This is a genomic window from Mesorhizobium sp. USDA 3734 (genome assembly GCF_056279665.1).
Genome location: NZ_JBWCCW010000001.1, coordinates 5703265 through 5723062, shown reverse-complemented (window position 1 = coordinate 5723062; position 19798 = coordinate 5703265). Strand labels below are relative to the sequence as shown.

18 protein-coding genes are annotated in these 19798 nt (G+C 59.7%); 13 read left to right on the top strand and 5 right to left on the bottom strand.

Going from position 1 to position 19798, the window contains the following annotated elements:
• Positions 1 to 190 precede the first annotated feature (190 nt).
• The gene (locus tag ACZ89F_RS27450) at positions 191 to 2293 is read right to left on the bottom strand and encodes a TonB-dependent siderophore receptor (RefSeq protein WP_476095153.1); all 2103 of its coding nucleotides are present in this window, start codon (positions 2291 to 2293) and stop codon (positions 191 to 193) included.
• Positions 2294 to 2695: 402 nt separating this feature from the next.
• Between ACZ89F_RS27450 and ACZ89F_RS27445 the strand changes: the two genes are divergently transcribed.
• The 3 genes from ACZ89F_RS27445 to ACZ89F_RS27435 are packed head-to-tail and all read left to right on the top strand — an operon-like array spanning position 2696 to position 6428.
• A complete protein-coding gene (locus tag ACZ89F_RS27445; protein ID WP_476095152.1) occupies positions 2696 to 3493 on the top strand; it encodes an ABC transporter substrate-binding protein in 798 nt (265 codons plus the stop codon).
• Positions 3486 to 5537 (top strand): Fe(3+)-hydroxamate ABC transporter permease FhuB, encoded by a 2052-nt coding sequence (gene fhuB / locus ACZ89F_RS27440; protein WP_476095151.1) that lies wholly within the window; start codon positions 3486 to 3488, stop codon positions 5535 to 5537. Before ACZ89F_RS27445 ends, fhuB begins: the two co-directional genes overlap by 8 nt.
• Positions 5538 to 5561: 24 nt before the next feature.
• Complete coding sequence (locus ACZ89F_RS27435; RefSeq protein WP_476095150.1) at positions 5562 to 6428, top strand: alpha/beta hydrolase; 867 nt, start codon at positions 5562 to 5564, stop codon at positions 6426 to 6428.
• 54 nt (positions 6429 to 6482) lie between these two features.
• Here the strand turns inward: ACZ89F_RS27435 and ACZ89F_RS27430 are convergent, their stop codons facing one another.
• Both ACZ89F_RS27430 and ACZ89F_RS27425 read right to left on the bottom strand, forming a co-directional pair.
• Positions 6483 to 6902, bottom strand: a complete 420-nt coding sequence (locus ACZ89F_RS27430) for a hypothetical protein (protein WP_476095149.1) — start codon at positions 6900 to 6902, stop codon at positions 6483 to 6485.
• 303 nt (positions 6903 to 7205) lie between these two features.
• Complete coding sequence (locus ACZ89F_RS27425; RefSeq protein WP_476095148.1) at positions 7206 to 7646, bottom strand: hypothetical protein; 441 nt, start codon at positions 7644 to 7646, stop codon at positions 7206 to 7208.
• Positions 7647 to 7939: 293 nt separating this feature from the next.
• On the opposite strand from ACZ89F_RS27425, the gene ACZ89F_RS27420 reads away from it, so the two are divergent.
• The 8 genes from ACZ89F_RS27420 (at position 7940) to ACZ89F_RS27385 (ending at position 15941) form a co-directional block, all read left to right on the top strand.
• Complete coding sequence (locus ACZ89F_RS27420) at positions 7940 to 8755, top strand: SDR family NAD(P)-dependent oxidoreductase (RefSeq protein ID WP_476095147.1); 816 nt, start codon at positions 7940 to 7942, stop codon at positions 8753 to 8755.
• 36 nt (positions 8756 to 8791) lie between these two features.
• Positions 8792 to 9739, top strand: coding sequence for a PLP-dependent cysteine synthase family protein (locus ACZ89F_RS27415; protein WP_476095146.1), 948 nt, complete (start codon positions 8792 to 8794; stop codon positions 9737 to 9739).
• A gap of 76 nt (positions 9740 to 9815) precedes the next feature.
• On the top strand, positions 9816 to 10832 hold the full coding sequence (locus tag ACZ89F_RS27410; RefSeq protein WP_476095145.1) for an amino acid ABC transporter substrate-binding protein: 1017 nt from the start codon (positions 9816 to 9818) through the stop codon (positions 10830 to 10832).
• 94 nt (positions 10833 to 10926) lie between these two features.
• Positions 10927 to 12021, top strand: coding sequence for an amino acid ABC transporter permease (locus ACZ89F_RS27405; RefSeq protein WP_476095144.1), 1095 nt, complete (start codon positions 10927 to 10929; stop codon positions 12019 to 12021).
• The gene (locus ACZ89F_RS27400) at positions 12018 to 13076 is read left to right on the top strand and encodes an amino acid ABC transporter permease (protein WP_476095143.1); all 1059 of its coding nucleotides are present in this window, start codon (positions 12018 to 12020) and stop codon (positions 13074 to 13076) included. Before ACZ89F_RS27405 ends, ACZ89F_RS27400 begins: the two co-directional genes overlap by 4 nt.
• A 36-nt stretch (positions 13077 to 13112) precedes the next feature.
• Positions 13113 to 14312, top strand: coding sequence for a pyridoxal phosphate-dependent aminotransferase (locus ACZ89F_RS27395; protein ID WP_476095142.1), 1200 nt, complete (start codon positions 13113 to 13115; stop codon positions 14310 to 14312).
• Positions 14313 to 14356: 44 nt separating this feature from the next.
• Positions 14357 to 15097 carry a GntR family transcriptional regulator gene (locus ACZ89F_RS27390; protein ID WP_476095141.1) on the top strand — a complete coding sequence of 247 codons (741 nt, stop codon included), beginning with the start codon at positions 14357 to 14359 and terminating at the stop codon, positions 15095 to 15097.
• A gap of 103 nt (positions 15098 to 15200) precedes the next feature.
• Positions 15201 to 15941 carry an amino acid ABC transporter ATP-binding protein gene (locus ACZ89F_RS27385; protein ID WP_476097408.1) on the top strand — a complete coding sequence of 247 codons (741 nt, stop codon included), beginning with the start codon at positions 15201 to 15203 and terminating at the stop codon, positions 15939 to 15941.
• A gap of 23 nt (positions 15942 to 15964) precedes the next feature.
• Here ACZ89F_RS27385 and ACZ89F_RS27380 read toward each other — a convergent pair whose 3' ends face one another.
• Complete coding sequence (locus tag ACZ89F_RS27380; protein WP_476097407.1) at positions 15965 to 16849, bottom strand: 2-hydroxy-3-oxopropionate reductase; 885 nt, start codon at positions 16847 to 16849, stop codon at positions 15965 to 15967.
• Positions 16850 to 16996: 147 nt separating this feature from the next.
• Here ACZ89F_RS27380 and ACZ89F_RS27375 point away from each other — a divergent pair, with 147 nt between their 5' ends.
• Both ACZ89F_RS27375 and ACZ89F_RS27370 read left to right on the top strand, forming a co-directional pair.
• Complete coding sequence (locus ACZ89F_RS27375) at positions 16997 to 17773, top strand: HpcH/HpaI aldolase family protein (protein WP_476095140.1); 777 nt, start codon at positions 16997 to 16999, stop codon at positions 17771 to 17773.
• 248 nt (positions 17774 to 18021) lie between these two features.
• Complete coding sequence (locus ACZ89F_RS27370; protein WP_476095139.1) at positions 18022 to 18738, top strand: FadR/GntR family transcriptional regulator; 717 nt, start codon at positions 18022 to 18024, stop codon at positions 18736 to 18738.
• A gap of 199 nt (positions 18739 to 18937) precedes the next feature.
• Here the strand turns inward: ACZ89F_RS27370 and ACZ89F_RS27365 are convergent, their stop codons facing one another.
• Positions 18938 to 19468: a Ros/MucR family transcriptional regulator gene (locus tag ACZ89F_RS27365; RefSeq protein WP_476095138.1), complete on the bottom strand. Its 531-nt coding sequence runs from the start codon at positions 19466 to 19468 to the stop codon at positions 18938 to 18940.
• Positions 19469 to 19798 lie beyond the last annotated feature (330 nt).

Genomic DNA, 19798 nt, shown 5'->3' with positions numbered 1-19798 from the left:
GGTGGGGGTGGCGCCGCACAGCACCATGACGGGGCCGAATCGCCCTGCCACCAGCGCGGACGGGGAACAGGGTCGCGTCGGATCGCGGCCTGGACGCGTCGCGTCGTCGCGGGTTCATGCGACGCGCTTCAAGTGGCCGTTCGACGCATCCCAGATCGCTGGCAGTCGAGGCAGAGCTGGCCGGCCTGTATCAGAACTTCATGCTGAGGCTGCCCTTGATGACGCGGCCTTCGCCATAGATGCAACTGAGGTCGGCATTGCTGCCGGCCTCATAGCAAGTCGAGTAATAGGTCTTGTCGAACAGGTTGGAGACATTGAGCGCCGCCTGCCAGCCATTCTTCTTGTAGCGCAGGGCCGCGTCGACCAGCGTGTGGCCGGGCACGTTCACTGTGTTCGCATTGTCGCCGAAGCTGGCGCCGATATAGCGCACGCCGGCGCCAACGCTCAGGCCCTCGAGCACGCCGCTGCCGACCTCGTAATTGGCCCATAGCGATGCCTGGTGTTCCGGCACCCTGGCCGGGCGGTTGCCGATGATGTCGGCGGCATCGCTGGTTATCTCCGCGTCGAGATAGGTGTAGGCCGCCGTCATGCTGAGGCCGGAAGCCAGGTCGGCGTTGGCCTCGATCTCGAGGCCACGATGGCGGACTTCTCCGGTCTGGACCTGGTAGACGGGATTGGCTGCTGCCGTCGGCACATTGGTCTTGCGCAGGTCGAACAGCGAAGCGGTGATGAAGCCGGGGAAGAAGGTCGGCTCGTATTTCACGCCGACTTCGTACTGCTTGCCTAGCGAAGGCAGCAGCGCGTCTCCGGACTGGGTCGGGCCGATATTGGTGGTGAAGGATTCGGCATAGCTGGCGTAGGGCGTCAGGCCATTGTCGAAGAGATAGCCGATGCCGACATTGCCGGTGAAGGCATGGTCCTTCTGACCGTAGCTGCCCGCGTCGTCGAGTCGGTCGAAATTGGTGTGGTCGATCCAGGCCTGCCTGCCGCCAAGGGTGAGAACCCAGTGGTCGGCGATCTTGGACTGGTTTTGTGCATAGAGGCCAACCTGGCCGATCGTCTCCACGCGATCCGTAATGATGAGGCTCGGCGGCGTCACCGGGATCGAATAGTCCGGGTTCTGGGTGTCCAGGGGCGGACCCTCGCCGTAGCCGTTGCGCCCGTCGACCGACTGCCTGCTGTAGTCGAGACCGAACAGCAGCTTGTTTTCGACCGCGCTGAAGTCAGCCTTGTATTCGGCCTGGTTGTCGACGTTGAACAGCCTTGCGGTCTCGTCCACCGTGAACAGGGTACGCGACATCGTATGGTCGTCGATCATGTCCGGGCCGCCAAGCCATTCGCCATAGTATAGCTGCCGGTAGTCGGTTTCCTGCTGCGAGTAGCGCAGGTTCTGCCGCACCGTCCAATGGTCGTCGACCTCATGGCTGAACTGGTAGCCGATCGAACCATGGTTGGCATCGAAACGGTCGAAGTCGGGCGAGCCGGTGAAGAAATTGCGCGGCAGATTGCCATACTGCGCCGGCAGGAACTGAATCGGCGTCAGCCTGTCCCACTGGTAGTTGGCCAGGATGGTCAGCGAGGTCTGCGCATTCGGCTGCCACTTCAGCGCCGGCGCGACGAAGATGCGGTCGTTGCGGGAATAGTCGGTTTCGAGTTCACCGTTGCGAACCAGACCGGTCAGCCGGTAGGACCACACGCCGGCATCGTCGATCGGGCCGCCGATATCCAGCCCGGTCTCGACCGTGTTGAAGCTGCCATAGCTGAGGAAGCCGTCATAGATCGGCTTGTCGGTGGGCCGCTTGGTGACGGCATTGACCATGCCGCCAGCCTCGTTCTCGCCGTAGAGCACCGAGGACGGCCCCTTCAGCACCTCGATTCGCTCCAGCCCGTAGGGCTCGATCTTGAAGCCGGAGAAATCGATCACCTTCTGCGGCAGCCCGTCGCGATAGATCGCCGACGTGCAGAGGTCGAAGCCACGAATCAGGCATTGATCGAAGCGATCGTCGATGCCCCATGGCGAAATGGTGACGCCGGCAAGATAGGACAAGGCGTCCTCAAGCTGCCCCGGCTGGCGGTCGTCGAGTTGCTTGCGGGTCACCACCGAAATCGACCGCGGAATTTCCTTCAGCGGCGTGTCCGTTTTCGAGCCGGTGGTGGTATTCTTGGCGATGTAGCCGTCGTCCGGTCCGACCGGGCTGTCGCTCTGTCCCTCGACATTGATCGGGTTGAGTTCGGTCGTGGCTTCCTGCGCAAGGGCCTGGGTGCAAAGCAGGGTCGAAAGCGATGCTACCACGAGGCCCTGGGCCCGGCTTCGCCGACGCGCCGCATGATATGCACTCGACCTCATCTCGATACCCCTCACTGCCTATAATGCGCGCTGGGTCGTTCCGCCCTGCACTAATTCCAAATTGTTGACTCGTTTAGTCATCTTCAATGTTGACTATTAAAGTCATGTTTCATAGTCAACCGGCCATCGGCTGCCGACAGCCAGATTTTTGAACCGCGTCGTGTTGGAGAAAACAGTGCCTGAAATCCTCGCCCAGCCGGCTTTCCGCACAGGCGTCGTGCGGTGATGGCGGTCCCCGAATCTCACAGGGCTGAGCGTCTGCGCGGCCGGATCACCCGGCGCTGCGCGCTGGGACTTTTCGTTCTGCCCTTCACAGGAATTGCACCGCCATCTGCCGCGGCGAAACCGTTGCGCATCGTCTGCCTGGATGACGGGCTGGCCGAGACCTTGCTCATGCTCGGTGTCAGCCCGGTTGCCATTGCCGGTCGCGACATCTGGGAGACCTGGGTGGTCGAACCGCCGCTGCCGCCTGAGATCGCCGATGTCGGCACGCTGCTCGAACCCAATCTCGAATTGCTGCAGCAGCTCAGGCCCGACATCATCCTGTCCATGCCGTATCTCGACGGCATCAAGCCGCTGCTCGAACGCGTGGCGCCGGTGACGACGATCGGGCTCTATACCGAGGCTGGGCAGCCCTATCAGCGCGCCATCGAGGCAACCCGCCAGCTTGCCAGGCTTGTCGGCAAGGAAAGCGAAGGCGAGGCGCTGATCGCGGCAACGGATGCGTATTTTTCGGAAGTTCGCCAGCAGCTGGCGCCGCTTTCGACGCGGCCGATCTATGTCGTCAGCTTCATGGACCCGCGCAATGTGCGCGTCTATGGCGCAAAAAGCCTGTTTCAGGAGGTGTTCGACCGCATCGGGCTCAGTAACGCCTGGACGGCCGAGACCAATTATTGGGGGTTTTCGACCGTCGGCATCGACGGGCTGGCGACATCCAGCGACGCGCGCCTCGCCTATCTCGAACCCTTGCCCGAGGGCGCCGGTGGCACGCTGACCGAAAGTCCTGTCTGGAACGCCATGCCTTTCGTGCGCAACCGCTCGATCATGCGCCTTCCCGCCGTCAATATGTTCGGCGCGCTTCCGTCCGCCACCCGTTTTGCTCGGGTCCTGGCGTCGGCGATGACCGCGGAGGCCGCCCGTGGCTGAGGATACTGCGGCCATCGCCCAAGGGGGAAAGCCTGCGTCGGCCGGCCGGGCCTCCCCATGGAGCTTTCTTGGCAATCAGCCGGTAGGCGCGATCCTGCTTTGCGCGATGCTGCTCGCGGCGGCGGTGGCGGCAACCGTCTCAAACCTCACGCTGCAGCTGCCATCGGCGCTCTGGCTCCAATCGCTCGCCGCCCCCGATATCACTGACATGCGGCAGGTGCTCGTCCACTACGCCTTCCTGCCCAGGCTTGCCGTCAGCCTCTTGTGTGGTGCGGCGCTCGGGCTTGCCGGAACCGTCCTGCAACAGGTTCTGCGCAATCCGCTCGCCTCGCCCGAAACGGTCGGCGTCTCGGCCGGCGCCTATCTGGCGCTGGCAATGGCGACGCTTCTATCGCCCTCTCTGCTTGCCTTCGGCCGCGAATGGGTGGCGCTGGCCGGTGCATTCACGGCTCTTGCCGCCGTCTTCGCACTGTCCTGGCATAAGGGCCTGTCGCCGCTTTCCGTCGTGCTGGCGGGGCTTGTGGTCAGCCTCTATGCCGGCGCCATCGGTGCCGCTCTCATTGTGCTGCGGCATGAATGGCTGGCCAGCCTGTTCATCTGGGGCGCCGGTTCGCTCGGCCAGCAGGACTGGTCGACGACGCTGTGGCTTTTGCCACGCATCGGCGCAGCGGCGCTGGCGATCTTCCTCATGGTGCGGCCGCTGACCCTGCTTGGCCTCGACGATGAAGGCGCGCGCAGCCTTGGCGTGCCGCTCGGCGCCTATCGCTTCGCCGGGCTGGCGGCGGCCGTCGCCCTGATCGCCTTCGTCGTTGCCGCTGTCGGCGTCATCGGCTTCGTCGGCTTGGCCGCAGCCACCCTTGCGCGCATCGGCGGTGCCCGCCGGCTGGGCCAGCAGCTGGTGATGGCGCCGCTCATCGGCGGCGCATTGCTGTGGGCCGCCGACCAGGGCGTGCAGATCGCCACCGGACCGCAAGGCGACTTGCTGCCGACTGGGGCCATCACAGCACTTCTCGGCGCGCCGCTGCTGCTCTGGCTGCTGCCGCGTCTTGCCCTTGGTTCGGAAGCTCCGGCACTCGGTTCAGAATGCCTGCCACGCGCAAGCCGGCCCGGCCTCGCGCTGGCGGCGATCGGCCTGGCTCTGCTTGTGCTGCTGGGGTTGGCGTTGCTCTATGGGCCGGGGCCGCATGGCTGGACCTTCGCTTTCGGCGATGAGCTGCGGCCTTTGCTGTCGTGGCGGTGGCCCCGCGTGCTTGCCGCGCTGAGCGCCGGCGCCATGCTCGCGCTTGCCGGGCTGATGATGCAGCGGCTGACCGGCAATCCGATGGCCAGCCCCGAAGTGCTTGGCATCAGTGCCGGTGCCGCGCTCGGCATGATGGTGGCGCTGTTTGCGCTCTCGGATGCCGGACGCCCGGTCCAGACGGCGGCGGCAACCATCGGCGCCTTCGCCGCTTTGCTGGTGACGCTGGCGATCGGCCGCCGGGCCGCCTATGCGCCAGAGCGGCTGCTGCTCGCCGGTGTTGCCCTGACCGCCTTGTTCGACGCGCTGATCCTGGTGCTCACCGCCACCGGCGATCCTCGCGCCATGCTGCTGCTCAACTGGCTCACCGGTTCGACCTATGGCGTCGACGTCGGCGCCGCCCTGCTGACCGGTGGCATTGCCGTCTGCCTCTTCGCACTCGCGCCTCTGTTCATGCGCTGGCTCGACATACTGCCGCTCGGCCCTGCCGCCGTTCAAGGCCTTGGTATCAACCTGAAAATGACGCGGCTTCTCGTGCTGCTGGTGGTCGCGGCACTCACCGCGGCTTCGACGCTGATCGTCGGCCCGCTAACCTTCATCGGCCTGATGGCGCCGCATCTTGCCCGTCGCCTTGGCCTTTCCCGTGCGCTGCCGCAGGCCATTGGCGCCGTGCTCGCCGGCGCGCTGATCATGGTCGCCGCCGACTGGATCGGCCGCACCGCCATCTTCCCGCGCCAGATCCCGGCAGGTCTCGTCGCGACGCTGATCGGCGGCCCGGTGCTGATGTGGCTGCTGCGCCGCCGCTGACCTTTTGCCCCTGTGGAGATATCCATGTCGAAGCCGACGCCAGCCCTGATCGCCGACACCACCGTCCACGACTTCGTCCCGGCGCATGGCGGCGCGCCCTGGCGGATATTCCTGCACGTGCCGTCCGGGCCGGTGCCCGAGACCGGCTGGCCTGTGCTCTACATGACTGACGGCAACGCCGTCATCGGCACGGCGGTCGACGCCATGCGCGCGCAGGCCTTCTATCCCACGGGCACCAATGTCGGCTGGGGCATCATCGTCGCCATCGGCTATCCCGTAGAGGGCGCCTATGACCCGCTACGCCGCTCATGGGATCTCGGCCCGCCGCCGGGCAAGGCCTATCCGCCCTTCTACGAGGGCACGCCCGAAGTCCGGACCGGTGGGGCGGGGGAATTCCTTGCCTTCATCGAGGACGAGCTGAAGCCATGGGTCGCCAGTCGGGTTACGGTCGATGCAAGCCGCCAAGCGCTTTACGGCCATTCCTTCGGTGGCCTGTTTGCGCTCTACGCCCTGTTCACGCGGCCTTGTGCCTTCCAGACCTGGATCGCGGCGAGCCCCGCCATCTATTGGGAAGACCGTGCCATCGACCGCTTTCTCGGACGGTTCGAGGCCGCGGTTCCCGATGGCCTGACGGCGACCATGATCCTGTCGGCTGGCGAATATGAGACAGAGAAGCTGGCGCCGTTCCAGATTGGTGCCGAGGACGAGGAAAAGCGCCTGCAGCAGAAGAAGGTGACACGCACCGACGAATTCGCGCGGGCAATGGCGGAGCGTCTCGATACCCTCCCGGGCATGCGCGCAAGCTTCGAACTGCATGCCGGCGAGAACCACATGTCGATCCTGCCGGTCACCGTCAATCGCGCGGTTCAGGCAGCGTTTGCGGTGAGGTAGGTGGATACCGACCTTTGCTGAAAGCCGCAGTAATCCGGTCGGCGCTTCGCGCTGTCATTCCTGTGAAGGGGAGGCGCTCAATCGACGGTAGGAGACGCCACCGAAGCTTGCCGTCACAAAGTCCGTGACGGACATCCTGCGCTTGTCTCCGTCGCTGCAGGCGTAAACCGGCCAACCGGCATCGCTGCATTCGCTGGCAGCGCAGATGCGCGCCAGGCAGTTCCCGATAGTCAGCCGGAAGCCGCCCTTGCCGGCGAAGCCTTGTAACAGGCTGCCGTCCGCCGAGCGCCATGTCCGCGCACAGAATTCCGCCCGCAAAAGCAGTGGTTCGAGAGGGACCGCAAGGTTGGTTTCGCCGGCACGCCCTGCGAACTGCAGACGGAAGCGCGCCATTGCGGTCGTGTATGCCGTCACAAGATCCGCTTGGCGAAAATAGGCGGTCGCCAGGCTGGAACGGTCAAGCAGGTGAGACATCCACTCGCCTGCCTCTACCGGCCTCGTGAAGGCAACAAAGGCAAGAAAGGCGAAGCAAGCTCGTGACATTTTCCAGCAGCCATATCGATCTCGGCGTGCCGGTTTGCCCCCCGGTTGCCCTCCTATAACATCCCGTCAATCGGCGCCCGGCGCAACCCGCTTGCTGAGGCAGTCCAGAAGGCCGCCGAGCAAAGGCGCCTGGAGCCGAAGACGGTGACCCGCATCGAGGAACCTGTGCGGGCGATGGGCGAGGTGGAGGCGGCGTTTGCGGCCGGGGTGAAGACCTTCACCAGCCACGGTTCCTTAGCCGATGCGAGCCGGCGGCAGCTCGAACAGAGTGGCGCCGTTCTCCTGGCCGCGCTCGACATAACCGATGACGCCAAACCATCTTGCGACATCCGGCCCCTGCAGCCAGCTGCGCGAGTGGATGGGGAGGTTGCCGGCGAGCGCCTGGATGTGCCTGATATGCCGCTTGCAGAAACGAACGGTGGCGGCACGGAAGAAATCCTCCTGCGCGGCAAACAGCGTGTCGGCGGCGTCGCTGTTCTCATGCCAGGCGATGATCGCCACGGCCTTGTCGCCCTCGACAAGCGCGTGAGCGCGGCCTTCCTTCAAATTCATCATCAGATTGTCGTAGGCGACCTTGCTGTCCTTGCCGGCGGCCACGTATTCGTCCGACATCCGCTTGGACAGACCGCGAAAGACATCCTCCAGATCCCCGAGCGTTGCTGCGCGTGCTCTCATTTCTCCTCCTGACGCCCCGGCAGGCAGTTTGCCCTAAGGTTTGGGGGATCACCAAGCAAATCAAATCCGCGGGTGGCCCAACGCGTGCAAAGTTGTTTCGCTCGACGAGCCATGCCGCGACACGATGGGCTGGTCTCTGCCAAGTCGGCGGCCACGGCTTGGGGCGGCGCAGTTCAACGGGAATTTGGAAGGCCTATCCCTGCTCTGCCACTCTCTTCCACATTCCTCGTCCACACACTTGACTAATATCGACGACTATGTAACTAAATCGTCGACGATTATGGAGTAGGCAAGTGGATCGATTGTTGGACAGAGTGGCGGCAGTAACCGGTGGTGCATCGGGTATAGGCGAGGCGACGGTGCGCAGATTTATCGCCGAAGGTGCCAAGGTTGCTTTTGCGGATGTCGACGAAGAACGGGGAGCAGCGATCGCTGCGGAATTGAATGCACGCGGCAGCGAGGTGATCTTCGTGCCCGCACAGACGCAGGACGAGGCCCAGGCGACTGGGTTTGTGGAAAAGACCATAGAGCGCTTCGGGCGGTTGGATATCCTTGTGAACAACGCAGGTATCCGCCACTACCAGGGTATTCTCGACACCGACAGCGCCAGTTGGGACCGCATCCTCGGCGTGAACGTCAAGGGCTATGCCTTCTGTTCGAAGGCAGCAGTAGCCGCCATGCGCCGGAATGGCGGCGGCAGCATCGTCAATGTGTCCTCAAATCGATCAACCGCCGCTGGTGGCAACATGGTTGAATACGACACCACCAAGGCTGCCGTGATCGGCCTGACGCGCGGGATCGCATACGACCATGCTAAGGACGGGATACGCTCGAACGCGATTTCGCCAGGCCCTGTGTTCACTCGGTTTCATGAGAAGCGCGCGGCGGCCCTAGGCAAAACGACAGAGGAATTCATCCGGGGCTTCGGCCAGGGCGGCATGTTGAAGCGACCCGCACGCCCTGAAGAGATCGCGGCAGCGATTCTCTTCTTGGCGAGCGACGACGCGTCCTATGTCACCGGCGTAAATCTGATGGTGGACGGTGGAATTTCCGCTGTTGATCCAGACTCTCTCAATACCTGGCTGCAACAGGGTGTCGGTGCTGCCTGATCGAATTGCGATGCAGACAATGTTGAGAATAGAGCGATGACATACTCGGATTTCGATCTTCTGGCCAGTATCGGCCACACGCCTCTAATCGAACTGAAAAAGCTTCCTGGTCCCAACGATGCGCGGGTGTTGGTGAAGCTAGAAAGCAAGAACCCGACAGGCAGCTCCAAGGATCGCAGCGCCTTGTCGATGATCGAGGATGCGGAGCGTTCCGGCCGGCTGCGGCGAGGTCAACGCGTGGTCGAGGCGAGCGGGGGTAGTACAGGCACTGCGCTTGCCATGATCTGTGCCCTCAAAGGTTATCCCTGCACCATCGTCACGTCCGACGCCTTCGCGGATGAGAAGCTGAAGACGATTCAGGCCTTCGGCGCGACACTCGATATCATCCCGAGCGTGCATGGCAAGGCGACCTATCCGGAGCTGTTTGATTTCATGCATGCTCGTGTCGAGGAACTCGGCCGACTACCAGGGAACTTTTACCTCGATCAGATGCACAACCCCGCCAATCCCAAGGCCTATAATGCCATGGGACAGGAGATTCTCGATCAGACCAAGGGGAGCGTGGACGCCTTCGCCATGACCTGCGGTTCGGGAGGCTGTTTTTCCGGAACAGTGGAGGTGCTGAAGGCGCACCGGTTAGACATATTGGGCGTTGCGGTCGAGCCGGCCGGGTATCGGCATATCTCCGGTGGTCCGAAAGGTGTGCACCATATCGATGGCGTGGGAGACGGTCCTCCAGGCGTGCTGTTCAGATACGATCTCGTTGACGACATACAGGCTGTCACGGATCAGGAAGCCTATGACATGGCGCGCCGGCTCGCGCGCGAGGAAGGCATTTTTGGCGGTAAGTCTGCTGCCGCGAATGTGGTAGCCGCACTAAGAACGGCGCAGCGCCTTGGAAAAGGGAAAACCGTGGCCACCGTGATCTGTGACACAGGTTACAAATATCTATCCGGAGATCTTTTCGCAATTTGTGATGCTTAGCGCGAAGAGTTACAGTAGTGTCGCTGGCACCAAGCGGTGCCTATACTTATCATATCAAAAAAAGGGGAATGAACCAATGTCGAAAAAAATGACAATGTTATTCATGGCCACTGTGTTTGCTGTTGTGGCACAGCAAGCTAGCGCGGGAGTGACGCTGGACAAGATCAAAGCCCGAGGCGAGCTTGTATGTGGCGTCAATACAGGGCTTGGCGGCTTCAGCGTCGCTGATAGTTCCGGCAAATGGACCGGATTCGATGTCGACATGTGCAAGGCGATCGCCGCATCGATCTTTGGCGATGCAAACAAGGCGCGCTTCGTGCCAACCTCCGAGCAAGTGCGATTCACCGCCCTACAAGCAGGCGAGGTGGACGTTCTGACGCGTAACTCCACGTGGACCCTACAGCGTGATGCAGGTCTCGGCCTCGACTGGGCCGGCATCAATTTCTACGACGGCCTTGCTTTCATGGTTTCCAAGGCCAGCGGCGTCACCGACCTCAAGGGACTTAACGGGGCGACGATCTGCATGAACCAGGGCTCCGCAGCCGAGGTCGATACGCGGACCTACTTCACCACGCAGAAGATGACATACACGCCACTGGCAATCGAAAACCAGGAAGCGCTCAACACAGCCTTCTTTTCCGGCCGGTGCGATGCCATTACGGCGGATTCCTCCAACCTCGCCGCGATCCGCACCACCAGCAAGAAGCCAGAGGATTTCGTGATCCTTCCCGAAGTCATCTCGAAGTCACCCCTTGGTCCGGTCGTGCGCAAGGATGACCCGCAATTCACTGCAATTGTTCGCTGGACCCTGAACGCCATGATCACGGCCGAAGAATACGGAGTTACAAGTGGGAACGTGGACAAGATGCGCAACGATGGCAGCGAGGCTGTCAAGTCTTTGCTCGGAGTTACCCCAGGGTCGGGCAAGGCTCTAGGTTTGGCTGATGACTGGGCCTACGCCGCCATAAAACAGGTAGGCAACTATTCCGAGTCCTTCGAGCGCAATGTCGGCAAGAACACGCCCCTGGGTCTCGAGCGCGGTGCGAATGCGCTCTGGTCGCAAAAGGGTCTGCTCTACGCTCCGCCAATGTGATCGCATCGTGCCCCCCGCCCGCAAGGGCGGGGGCTTTGATATGTCGTTGGATAGGTGCACCGTGGCAACGAGAACTCCGCCTGACCGAAAAAATATGATCCTAAACTATGTGCTGACATGGATCGTCATCTTCTCGATCTTGTTTCTGCTATGCCGTCTGGCACTCGACGTCTTGCGTGCACGCAGCATGACGGTCGACTTTAGTTTTCTCCTGTATCCATCGAATTTCGATATCGGATCCAGTGTGCTTTCCTTTTCGGGCAGTGACAGTTACGCAAAGGCGCTGCTGATCGGTTTCATTAACACGATTAAAGCCGCTATCACCTGCATTGTGATGGCTACCATTGTCGGAACCGCGATCGGTATCGCCCGACTCTCCTCCAATCCCCTTCTTTCCGCACTTTCCGGCGCGCTGATCGAGGTCCTGCGAAACGTTCCTCCTCTTCTGCAACTCTTCGCCTGGTACGCTGTCATACAGTACTCGCTGCCGTTGCCGGCAAATGCCTGGCAACCTTTGTGGGGTGTGGTGTTGACGAATCGCGGCTTCTGGTTGCCGTTCGTTGAAACCGATAGTGGTGGCTGGCTCCTTGGGGGAGTTTTTTTAGGCATTGTGGCCCTGTTCATCGCTTTCGTGAAACGGTTCCGCATCAGCTTTTCATGGAAAGGGATCTTCTTCACCATCGGAGTGGTCCTCCTTCTCGGCGCCACAGCGTTGCTGCTGTCGGGTCACCTCACTCTCGACATTCCACAAAAGCATGGGTTCAACTTCCAGGGAGGACTTTCAGTCACGCCTGAATTTGCGGCCCTGACGATTAGCCTCACCCTCTATACTGGCGGCTACATCGCCGAGATCCTCCGTGGAGCGGTTAAGGCGGTGCCCGAGGGGCAGCGCGAAGCGGCTAGCGCGCTTGGTCTCCGTTTCTTCCCGACAATGCGCCTCGTGGTCCTGCCGCAGGCCGTGCGCATCGCCATCCCGCCGGTAACGAGCCAATACATCAATGTATCAAAGAGCACCTCACTCGCGGTTGCGGTCGGGTATTCGGATATCGTGTCGATCGGGAATACAATCATGAATCAGAGTGGACGCGCGATCGAGGTCATCGCAATCTTCGTGGTCGCTTATCTTTTCCTGAATCTCATCGTCTCGACCACCATGAACCGCCTTAACCGCCGTTTGTCTCTGGCATGAGCAAGATGTCTTCCCTTGATTTCGTGCGTAGCAATCCGCTCTTCCAGCCTTGGTACAATGCGCTGATTACGGTGACCTTGACGATCCTGTTGGCCTATGGAGGTCTCGGGTTGTGGCGTTGGGCCGTCAGTGAGGCAACGGTGCTCCCGGGCCTGGGCTCGGAATGTCTTCAAGGCGCTGGCGCCTGTTGGTCGATCGTGCAGGTCAAGTGGCGGCTTATCCTGTTCGGGTTCTATCCGCGGGCAGAGACGTGGCGTTTGGTGATGGTGCTGCTCATTGTCGTGGCATTGGGATCGGTTTCCGCTAGTCCCCGATCTTGGTCAAAAACGCTGTTGGGCTTTTGGGCTCTGGGAGGGATGAGTATTCTTGTTTTGCTCACCGGGGGTGTCCTCGGTCTTCCCTATGTCTCGCCCGATCAATGGAGCGGTCTGCCGCTAACCATTGTCCTTTCGCTCGGAGCGACTTTTATCGCACTGCCGGTTGGGATACTGCTGGCGCTTGCGCGTCAGTCGGGGTTCGTCCCTGTCCATGCAACGGCAGTCGCCGTCATCGAACTGGTGCGTGGCGTACCGCTCGTCACGGCCTTGTTCGTAGCCTCCGTTGTGCTGCCGTTGTTCATTCCTGCCGACCTTGCGATGCCGAAGATTCTACGGGCCATGTTATGTATTGCACTCTTTCAGGCTGCTTATGTGGCAGAGGCAGTGCGAGCCGGCCTCCAATCCATGCCCAAAGGGCAAGCGGAAGCGGCCACTGCGCTCGGCTTTCGTTACTGGCGCATACAGCAGTTGGTCGTGCTTCCGCAGGCACTGCGCATTTCGCTGCCAGGACTGATCAACGCGTTTCTCGATTTCCTGCAGGCGACCTCGCTGGTGGTGATCATCGGACTGCTCGACCTACTCGGTACGACGCGAGCCGCCATTGCGGATACCGCTTGGCAGGCGTTCTACCTCGAAGCCTACCTGACGGTCGCGGCGATCTATTTCGTAATGTGCTTCTCGATTTCGAAGTATGCGATTTGGCTCGAAGGATATCTACACCGTGGCACGCGGCGCTGATGTTTAGCCGGTGTCTATCGCATTCTGAGGTTTGAAATGACGTATGAAAATACAAAGGTTGCTGGCATTCAGTCGTCGCCGAGTATGGCCATCGCGATGGCGGCAAAAAAACTGCGAGCTGAAGGGCACGATATTATCGACCTTTCGCTCGGCGAACCGGACTTCGAGCCCCCGCAGCATGTGGCCGAGGCCGCGATCGCGGCGATCCGGGCCGGAGGCATCCGCTATGGCGCCGCCGCCGGAAATGAGGGTTTGCGCCGCGCCATCTGTGCCAAGTTCCGCCGCGACAACGGCCTTGTCTTTACTCTCGACGAGATCACCGTCGGGAATGGCGCGAAGCAGGTCATTTTTGATGTCTTCCTCGCCACATTGGAGTTAGGGGACGAAGTGATCATTCCGACGCCGTGCTGGGTTTCCTATGGCGATATCGTCGCCCTTCATGGCGGCAGGCCCATTTATGTTCCATGCGGAAGCGAAACTGGTTTCAAACTCTCTGCCGAACAGTTGGAAAAGGCTATAACCCCGCGCACCCGCTGGCTGATGTTGAACTCACCATCCAATCCAACGGGCGCGGTCTATTCGAGTTCGGAGTATAAGGCATTCGAGGAAGTGCTTGTTCGGCACCCGCGAATTCTGGTTCTGTCGGACGAGATCTATGAACATATCCTTCTTGGGGATACGCCCTTCATTTCATTTGGCTCGGCTTGCCCTGACCTCCGAGATCGCACGTTGCTCGTCAATGGCGTGTCCAAGGCCTATGCAATGACGGGATGGCGGGTTGGTTATGCAGCCGGGCCGAGGGAGCTTGTGGCGAGCCTCAACAAGATGCAGTCACAGAGCGTAACTTGCGTCAGCAGCGTAGCCCAGGCTGCAGCCACTGCGGCTCTTAATGGGGATCAGACCTTCGTGGCCGAGGCGGCTCGCACCTTCAGAAAAAGGTCGGAGCTGATCGCGGAAGGCTTGGCGGTGATTCCGCGTATCGACTTTGTTCAACCCGCCGGGGCTTTCTACGCTTTCCTTGGGGTGAAGGAACTGATCGGCCGGCGGACTGTCGACGGAGTGTCACTACAGGACGATACGGCGATCGCATCTTATCTTCTCAACAGGTTCGGACTGTCCAGCGTGCCGGGTGTCGCATTCGGTGCGCAGTCCTTCATCCGGTTGTCAATCGCCGCCTCGGACAATGAGTTGCAGGGCGCTTGCGAAAGACTCGGCAAGATGGTTGCTACGCTGTAATTGATGTCTGGATCACGCGTGCGTTGTTCCATCAAGGAGTATCGATGAGCAGACTTCCGACCTTACAAGATGTGTTCGGTCGCCACGCATCGGCCTCTCTGACCGCTCCCGAACTGGCGGCCGTAGCATTGCGCGAGGCGATTGTTACCGGGGTTCTGCAGGGTGGAACGGCCATAAAGCAGGACGATGTCGCGCAACTGCTGAAGACCAGCAAGGCGCCGATCCGGGAAGCGCTCCGTGAACTCCAGGCCGATGGTCTGGTCGAAGCCGTCAAGAACCGCGGTTTCTTGGTGACGCCCATGTCCGCGGCGGAAATGGATGAAATGTTCAGAATCCGAGGCAAGCTGGAGCCGCTCGCTATCGAGCTTGCAATGCCGATGATGACGAATCGCGATATTGAGCGCGCCGCTTATTACATCGACAAGATGGAGAAACTGTCCGATTTGTCCTGGATGTGCGACTACAACCTCAATTTCCATCTCTCGACCTATCGAGCCTCCGAGGCGCGTCATCTGCTGAAGATGATCAGGCACGCGCATTATGTTTCCCATCGTTATGTCCATGCATCCTATTGGGCTGGGCATTCCGCGCCGGCCTCCCAGGACGAGCACAGGGCAATCCTCGAAGCGTGCAGGCGTCGGGATGTCGAACTGGCTCGTGACCTGATCAAGAATCACATCCATCGGGCTTGGGTGACCATGAAGGCCGATCTGGCTCGGTTTTTCGGCGACTATTCGGTCGGAGGAGATCGGCCGTCGGATCTGATCAATGCTCCGGTCATGTAGGCCGTAGCTCTACGTTCAACGACAAGACGCAACAAAACCCGCGATAGACGTGACGATGGAGGCTCGATTGGTCTGCCCAACTCCTGAAATTCATGTGGCTGACATGCCGGAAACGGTCGTGGAACTGATTGATGTAAACAAGTGGTATGGTGATTTCCACGTGCTGCATGACATTAATCTCAAGGTCATGCGCGGCGAACGCATCGTTGTTGCCGGCCCCTCCGGCTCCGGCAAATCGACGATGATCCGCTGCATCAACAGGCTCGAGGAACACCAGTCGGGTTGTATCAGGGTCGATGGGATGGAGCTAAGCGATGATCTGAAAAAGATCGACGAGGTGCGCCGCGAAGTCGGAATGGTATTCCAGCATTTTAATCTCTTCCCGCATTTGACGATACTCGAGAACTGCACGCTTGCACTGATCTGGGTACGCAAGATGCGAAAGAAGCAGGCGCAAGAAGTCGCGATGCACTACCTGGCACGCGTCAAGATTCCCGAACAGGCACATAAATATCCGGGCCAACTTTCGGGAGGCCAGCAGCAGCGTGTGGCGATCGCTCGTTCGCTCTGCATGTACCCCAAGATTATGCTCTTTGACGAACCCACTTCGGCGCTGGATCCGGAAATGGTCAAGGAAGTTCTCGATACCATGGTGAGCCTTGCCGAAGAAGGTATGACCATGATCTGCGTTACCCACGAAATGGGCTTCGCTCGCCAAGTGGCGAACCGGGTGATCTTCATGGATGAAGGGCAGATCGTCGAGCAAAATGCACCTGCGGAGTTCTTCAAAAATCCGCAGCACGACCGGACGAGACTATTCCTTGGCCAGATCTTGGGGCACTGAAAGTATCTCGTCGTGATTGGGTTTCAGGCGAGTGCGTGGCCGGCCAGCTTTTCCAGTGCCTGGATCAAGCCGGAGTGATCCTCGTCGATTTTCCCGTCCGCTGCGCAACTGTTGAAAAGCTGCTGCGTGGACGCGATGTTCGGCAAAGACACGCCTAGGTCGCGGGCAACTTCAAGTGCCAGGTTCAGATCTTTCTGGTGAAGGCGCATCCGAAAGCCGGGAGAAAAGGCCCGCTTGATCATCCGCTGTCCGTGAACCTCGAGGATTCGTGACGAAGCAAAGCCACCCATTAAGGCGCTGCGGACCTTTTCAGGATCGCAACCTCCCTTGCTGGCGAAAACAAGGGCCTCGCTTACGGCCTCGATATTGAGGGCGACAATAATCTGGTTGGCAATCTTGCAGATCTGACCCGATCCGTTCTCTTCGCCGATGAGTGTGATGTTGTTGCCCATCAAACCCAGGAGGGGAAGTGTCCTTTCGAAGGCGCTTGCCGGGCCCCCAACCATGATACTCAGGCTGGCCGCCTTAGCGCCGACTTCGCCACCCGAAACCGGTGCATCCAGGTAGTCGCAACCGGCCTCTCTGAAAATCGAAGCGAAGCGCTTCGTTTCCGTGGGGCTTATCGAGCTCATGTCCATTATGGTTCTGTCGGGTGTTACGCCTTCAATCACACCGCCCGGGCCAAGCAGAACGCGCTCTACGTCGGGCGTGTTCGGTAACATGGTGATGACTGTCTCGCTGACCGCGGCAACCTCCGCGGGTGTTGCCAGCACTTCGGCACCGGCCTCCGCTAGTGCCCACGGAAGAGGCGATCGGTTGATCGCCGTCACGATGTGATGTCCCGCCTTCTGCAGATGCATGGCCATGGGAGCTCCCATAACGCCAAGTCCGATGAAGCCGATGTTCATAGTGAGAACCTTTCCGCGAGTGGAGCCGACCATAAACGCGGCTGTGTCATCAGTGATCATTCATCAGTCATATTATGACATTGACTGCGAAACGCTAATAGTCATATGTTGCCATATGACTCAAGCAAAAAACGCCATGGGATGAATATGCCTGACTTGCACAATCCGCTTAAGCACGCTCTTTCCCAAGGTCGATTGCAGATAGGGCTCTGGTGTTCGCTCGGAAGTCCGATCGTAACGGAAGTCGTTGCAGGCTCTGGCTTTGATTGGTTGCTCATCGACGCCGAGCATAGCCCAAATGATCTGCTGTCAGTTTTACGGCAGCACCAGGCCGCGTCCGGCTACGAGACTGAAATCGTCGTGCGCATCCCCAGCCATGACCCCAACCTGATTAAGCAATATCTCGATCTCGGGTGCCGCTCCTTGATGATTCCTAATGTGCAGACCGCAGAGGAAGCCAGAAAGATTGTTAGGGCAACCCGCTATCCGCCGAACGGTATTCGGGGCTTCTCGGTTTCGCAGCGCGCCAACCGATACGGCCGTGTCAAGGACTATCACGCGCGGGCCGCCAACGAGATTTTTCTCGCCCTGCAAATCGAAACCGAAGCCGCCGCGTCCGTCGCCGCGGAAATCGCGGCAACAGACGGGGTAGATGCGATTTTTGTTGGCCCTGGAGATCTCTCAGCTGACATGCGATCATTAGGCGACGCCTCAGAGGTCAGGGTTCAGGATGTCATCAATACGGTGCTCTCCATCGCTTCGGCGGGGCCAACAACAGGCATTCTGACACCAAACAACGATGATGCCATGCGTTACATAAAATGGGGCGCCAGAATGGTCGCGGTAGGAAGCGATCTCGGTCTTCTCGTCAAAGCTTCTGATGCGACAGCGGCGCGCTTCAGCCAGGTAGGTTTGCCCGCCTGAAACCCGAGGTCCCGTACTTCACAATCTATTGGAGGGCTGTCAAAATAGATGCGAGACGTACCGTCAAGCCAAATGCTCGGCGTCAATTCATTCTGAGACAAGGCGCACAGGCCACTCTGGCTGCAGTGTATCGGACCATGCTGAATTGGCTGTCGACCACGACATTCTATGAATCTTAGGCAGAACAGCGAGACTTTGTAATATCTGGCCGAAAGTGTGGAACGACACGAGGCTTCGGAAAGGTAAGGATGCTCAGGCGCAGGGAAAGTCTTTCGGCTCTTGTCGTAAAGGAACTGACCGAAAAGATTGTAACGGGTGTTTACCAGCCCGGCGAGCAAATCCCAATCGAATCCGAACTTTGCAATGAGTACGGCGTTAGCAGAACCGTAATACGCGAGGCAGTGGCCTCGCTTCGAGCAGACGGCCTGCTCGTCTCCAAACATGGGATCGGCGTCTTTGTATCCTCAATTCCCAAAGCCGTTCCGTTCGAGATTCCGGCTGACCTAAGCAAACTGACGGATATCGTCTATGTTTTGGAGCTGCGTCTCAGCGTCGAAGTTGAGGCTGCTGCGCTCGCGGCTGAACGGCACACGCCAACCCAATTGAAAAGCATCCATGCCTGTTTCGAGCAAATCGACCGCGAAATCCTCAAGCCAGAAGGCGATCGTGGCCATGCCGATTTCCAGCTTCATACAGCTATCGCCCGTGCAGCGAACAATCCTTACTACAAAAAATTCCTAGACTTCCTTGGGCCGCGGATCATTCCCAGAATTCAGATTGCCGAACTCCAAGAAAAAAACAAAGTTGACCGGGATTATCATAAATTTATCCAGCAACAACACAAGAGGATCATTCAGGCTATCGAAAACGGAAATAGCAAAGCGGCAAGAGAGGCAATGCACAAGCATCTCTCGTCGAGCATTGAGCGATATAAATCCGTGGCTGCTCGTCGTCGAATGATTTGAGACATATCGGCCATTCTCGAACGGATTCGGTCCGTCTCGGGTTGATTTTCGGAAGCGTTTGCTGCGTGGCCAGTCTGCGGCGCGCTGGTCCCGCGCGGTTCGCCGCTTCAACGAAGAGGTCAATGGCCCTTCATGGCTATTCCATCCAGCAGGACAGGAACTGGACATCATCCGGTTCCGGCGCTTCAGGTGCAGCAGGCTACACTTTGGCGGGTTTCTTGCGCGCCTTCTTCACCGGCGACTTGACTGCCGATGGGGTTGTTGTCGCTGCCGCCGCGCGAGCAACTCGTTTTGGTTTCTCTGCCGCGGCTATTGCGGGCGTCGCTGCCTTGCGTCCGAGCCCCATTGATTTCGCCAGGGACGACCGGGTGGCCGCGTAGTTCGGCGCCACCATCGGATAGTCAGCGGGCAGGTTCCATTTCTGCCGGTATTCATCGGGGGTGAGATTGAAAGATTGGAGGTGTCGTTTTAGCGATTTGAATTTCTTCCCATCCTCCAGGCAGATGATGAAGTCAGGTGTCACGGACTTCCTGATCGATACCGCCGGCTCCTGCTTTACCGCCGCCGGGGCGACAGGCGTGCCTATTCCTTGCAAAGCGGCATAGGTATCTCCGATCAGCTTCGACAACTCGCCGACCGGCAATGGATTGTTCGAAACGTAGGCGGAGACGATGTCGGCGGCGATTGATACGAGATCGGTCTGCTCGTCTTGCTCGGGAGAAGCGGTCATAGTTTCCTCTTGTCTCACAGGGCCCATTTGAAAACGTGTGATTTGTCTATTTCGCCAATCAGGCAAAGAATTCGTTACTCTCCCAACAATCCTCATTCGTCGCGAATATCAAGCAGCCACGGGCACGGCGCCGCTCGCTGGACTCTGCCCGGCTCCCGATGCGACTGCTGTCAGACTGGCGAGGTTACCATATCAACCACAGACCGTGTGATGGCAAAACTACATCTGCTTGACCGAAACTAACCATCTTTCTGTCCTGGAGACACACAATATAGCTGAGCGAGACAAATTTCTTCCAGGGGCCGCTCGACGGACCGCCTCCGTCGCATG

Coding starts and splice junctions, on each gene's coding strand:
- ACZ89F_RS27425 (WP_476095148.1), bottom strand. CDS start 7,646: ATGAGAGCACGCGCAGCAACGCTCGGGGATCTGGAGGATGTCTTTCGC.
- ACZ89F_RS27400 (WP_476095143.1), top strand. CDS start 12,018: ATGAGCAAGATGTCTTCCCTTGATTTCGTGCGTAGCAATCCGCTCTTC.
- ACZ89F_RS27365 (WP_476095138.1), bottom strand. CDS start 19,468: ATGACCGCTTCTCCCGAGCAAGACGAGCAGACCGATCTCGTATCAATC.
- ACZ89F_RS27385 (WP_476097408.1), top strand. CDS start 15,201: ATGCCGGAAACGGTCGTGGAACTGATTGATGTAAACAAGTGGTATGGT.
- ACZ89F_RS27415 (WP_476095146.1), top strand. CDS start 8,792: ATGACATACTCGGATTTCGATCTTCTGGCCAGTATCGGCCACACGCCT.
- ACZ89F_RS27410 (WP_476095145.1), top strand. CDS start 9,816: ATGTCGAAAAAAATGACAATGTTATTCATGGCCACTGTGTTTGCTGTT.
- ACZ89F_RS27370 (WP_476095139.1), top strand. CDS start 18,022: ATGCTCAGGCGCAGGGAAAGTCTTTCGGCTCTTGTCGTAAAGGAACTG.
- ACZ89F_RS27380 (WP_476097407.1), bottom strand. CDS start 16,849: ATGAACATCGGCTTCATCGGACTTGGCGTTATGGGAGCTCCCATGGCC.
- ACZ89F_RS27395 (WP_476095142.1), top strand. CDS start 13,113: ATGACGTATGAAAATACAAAGGTTGCTGGCATTCAGTCGTCGCCGAGT.
- ACZ89F_RS27405 (WP_476095144.1), top strand. CDS start 10,927: ATGATCCTAAACTATGTGCTGACATGGATCGTCATCTTCTCGATCTTG.
- ACZ89F_RS27435 (WP_476095150.1), top strand. CDS start 5,562: ATGTCGAAGCCGACGCCAGCCCTGATCGCCGACACCACCGTCCACGAC.
- ACZ89F_RS27375 (WP_476095140.1), top strand. CDS start 16,997: ATGCCTGACTTGCACAATCCGCTTAAGCACGCTCTTTCCCAAGGTCGA.
- ACZ89F_RS27430 (WP_476095149.1), bottom strand. CDS start 6,902: ATGTCTCACCTGCTTGACCGTTCCAGCCTGGCGACCGCCTATTTTCGC.
- ACZ89F_RS27390 (WP_476095141.1), top strand. CDS start 14,357: ATGAGCAGACTTCCGACCTTACAAGATGTGTTCGGTCGCCACGCATCG.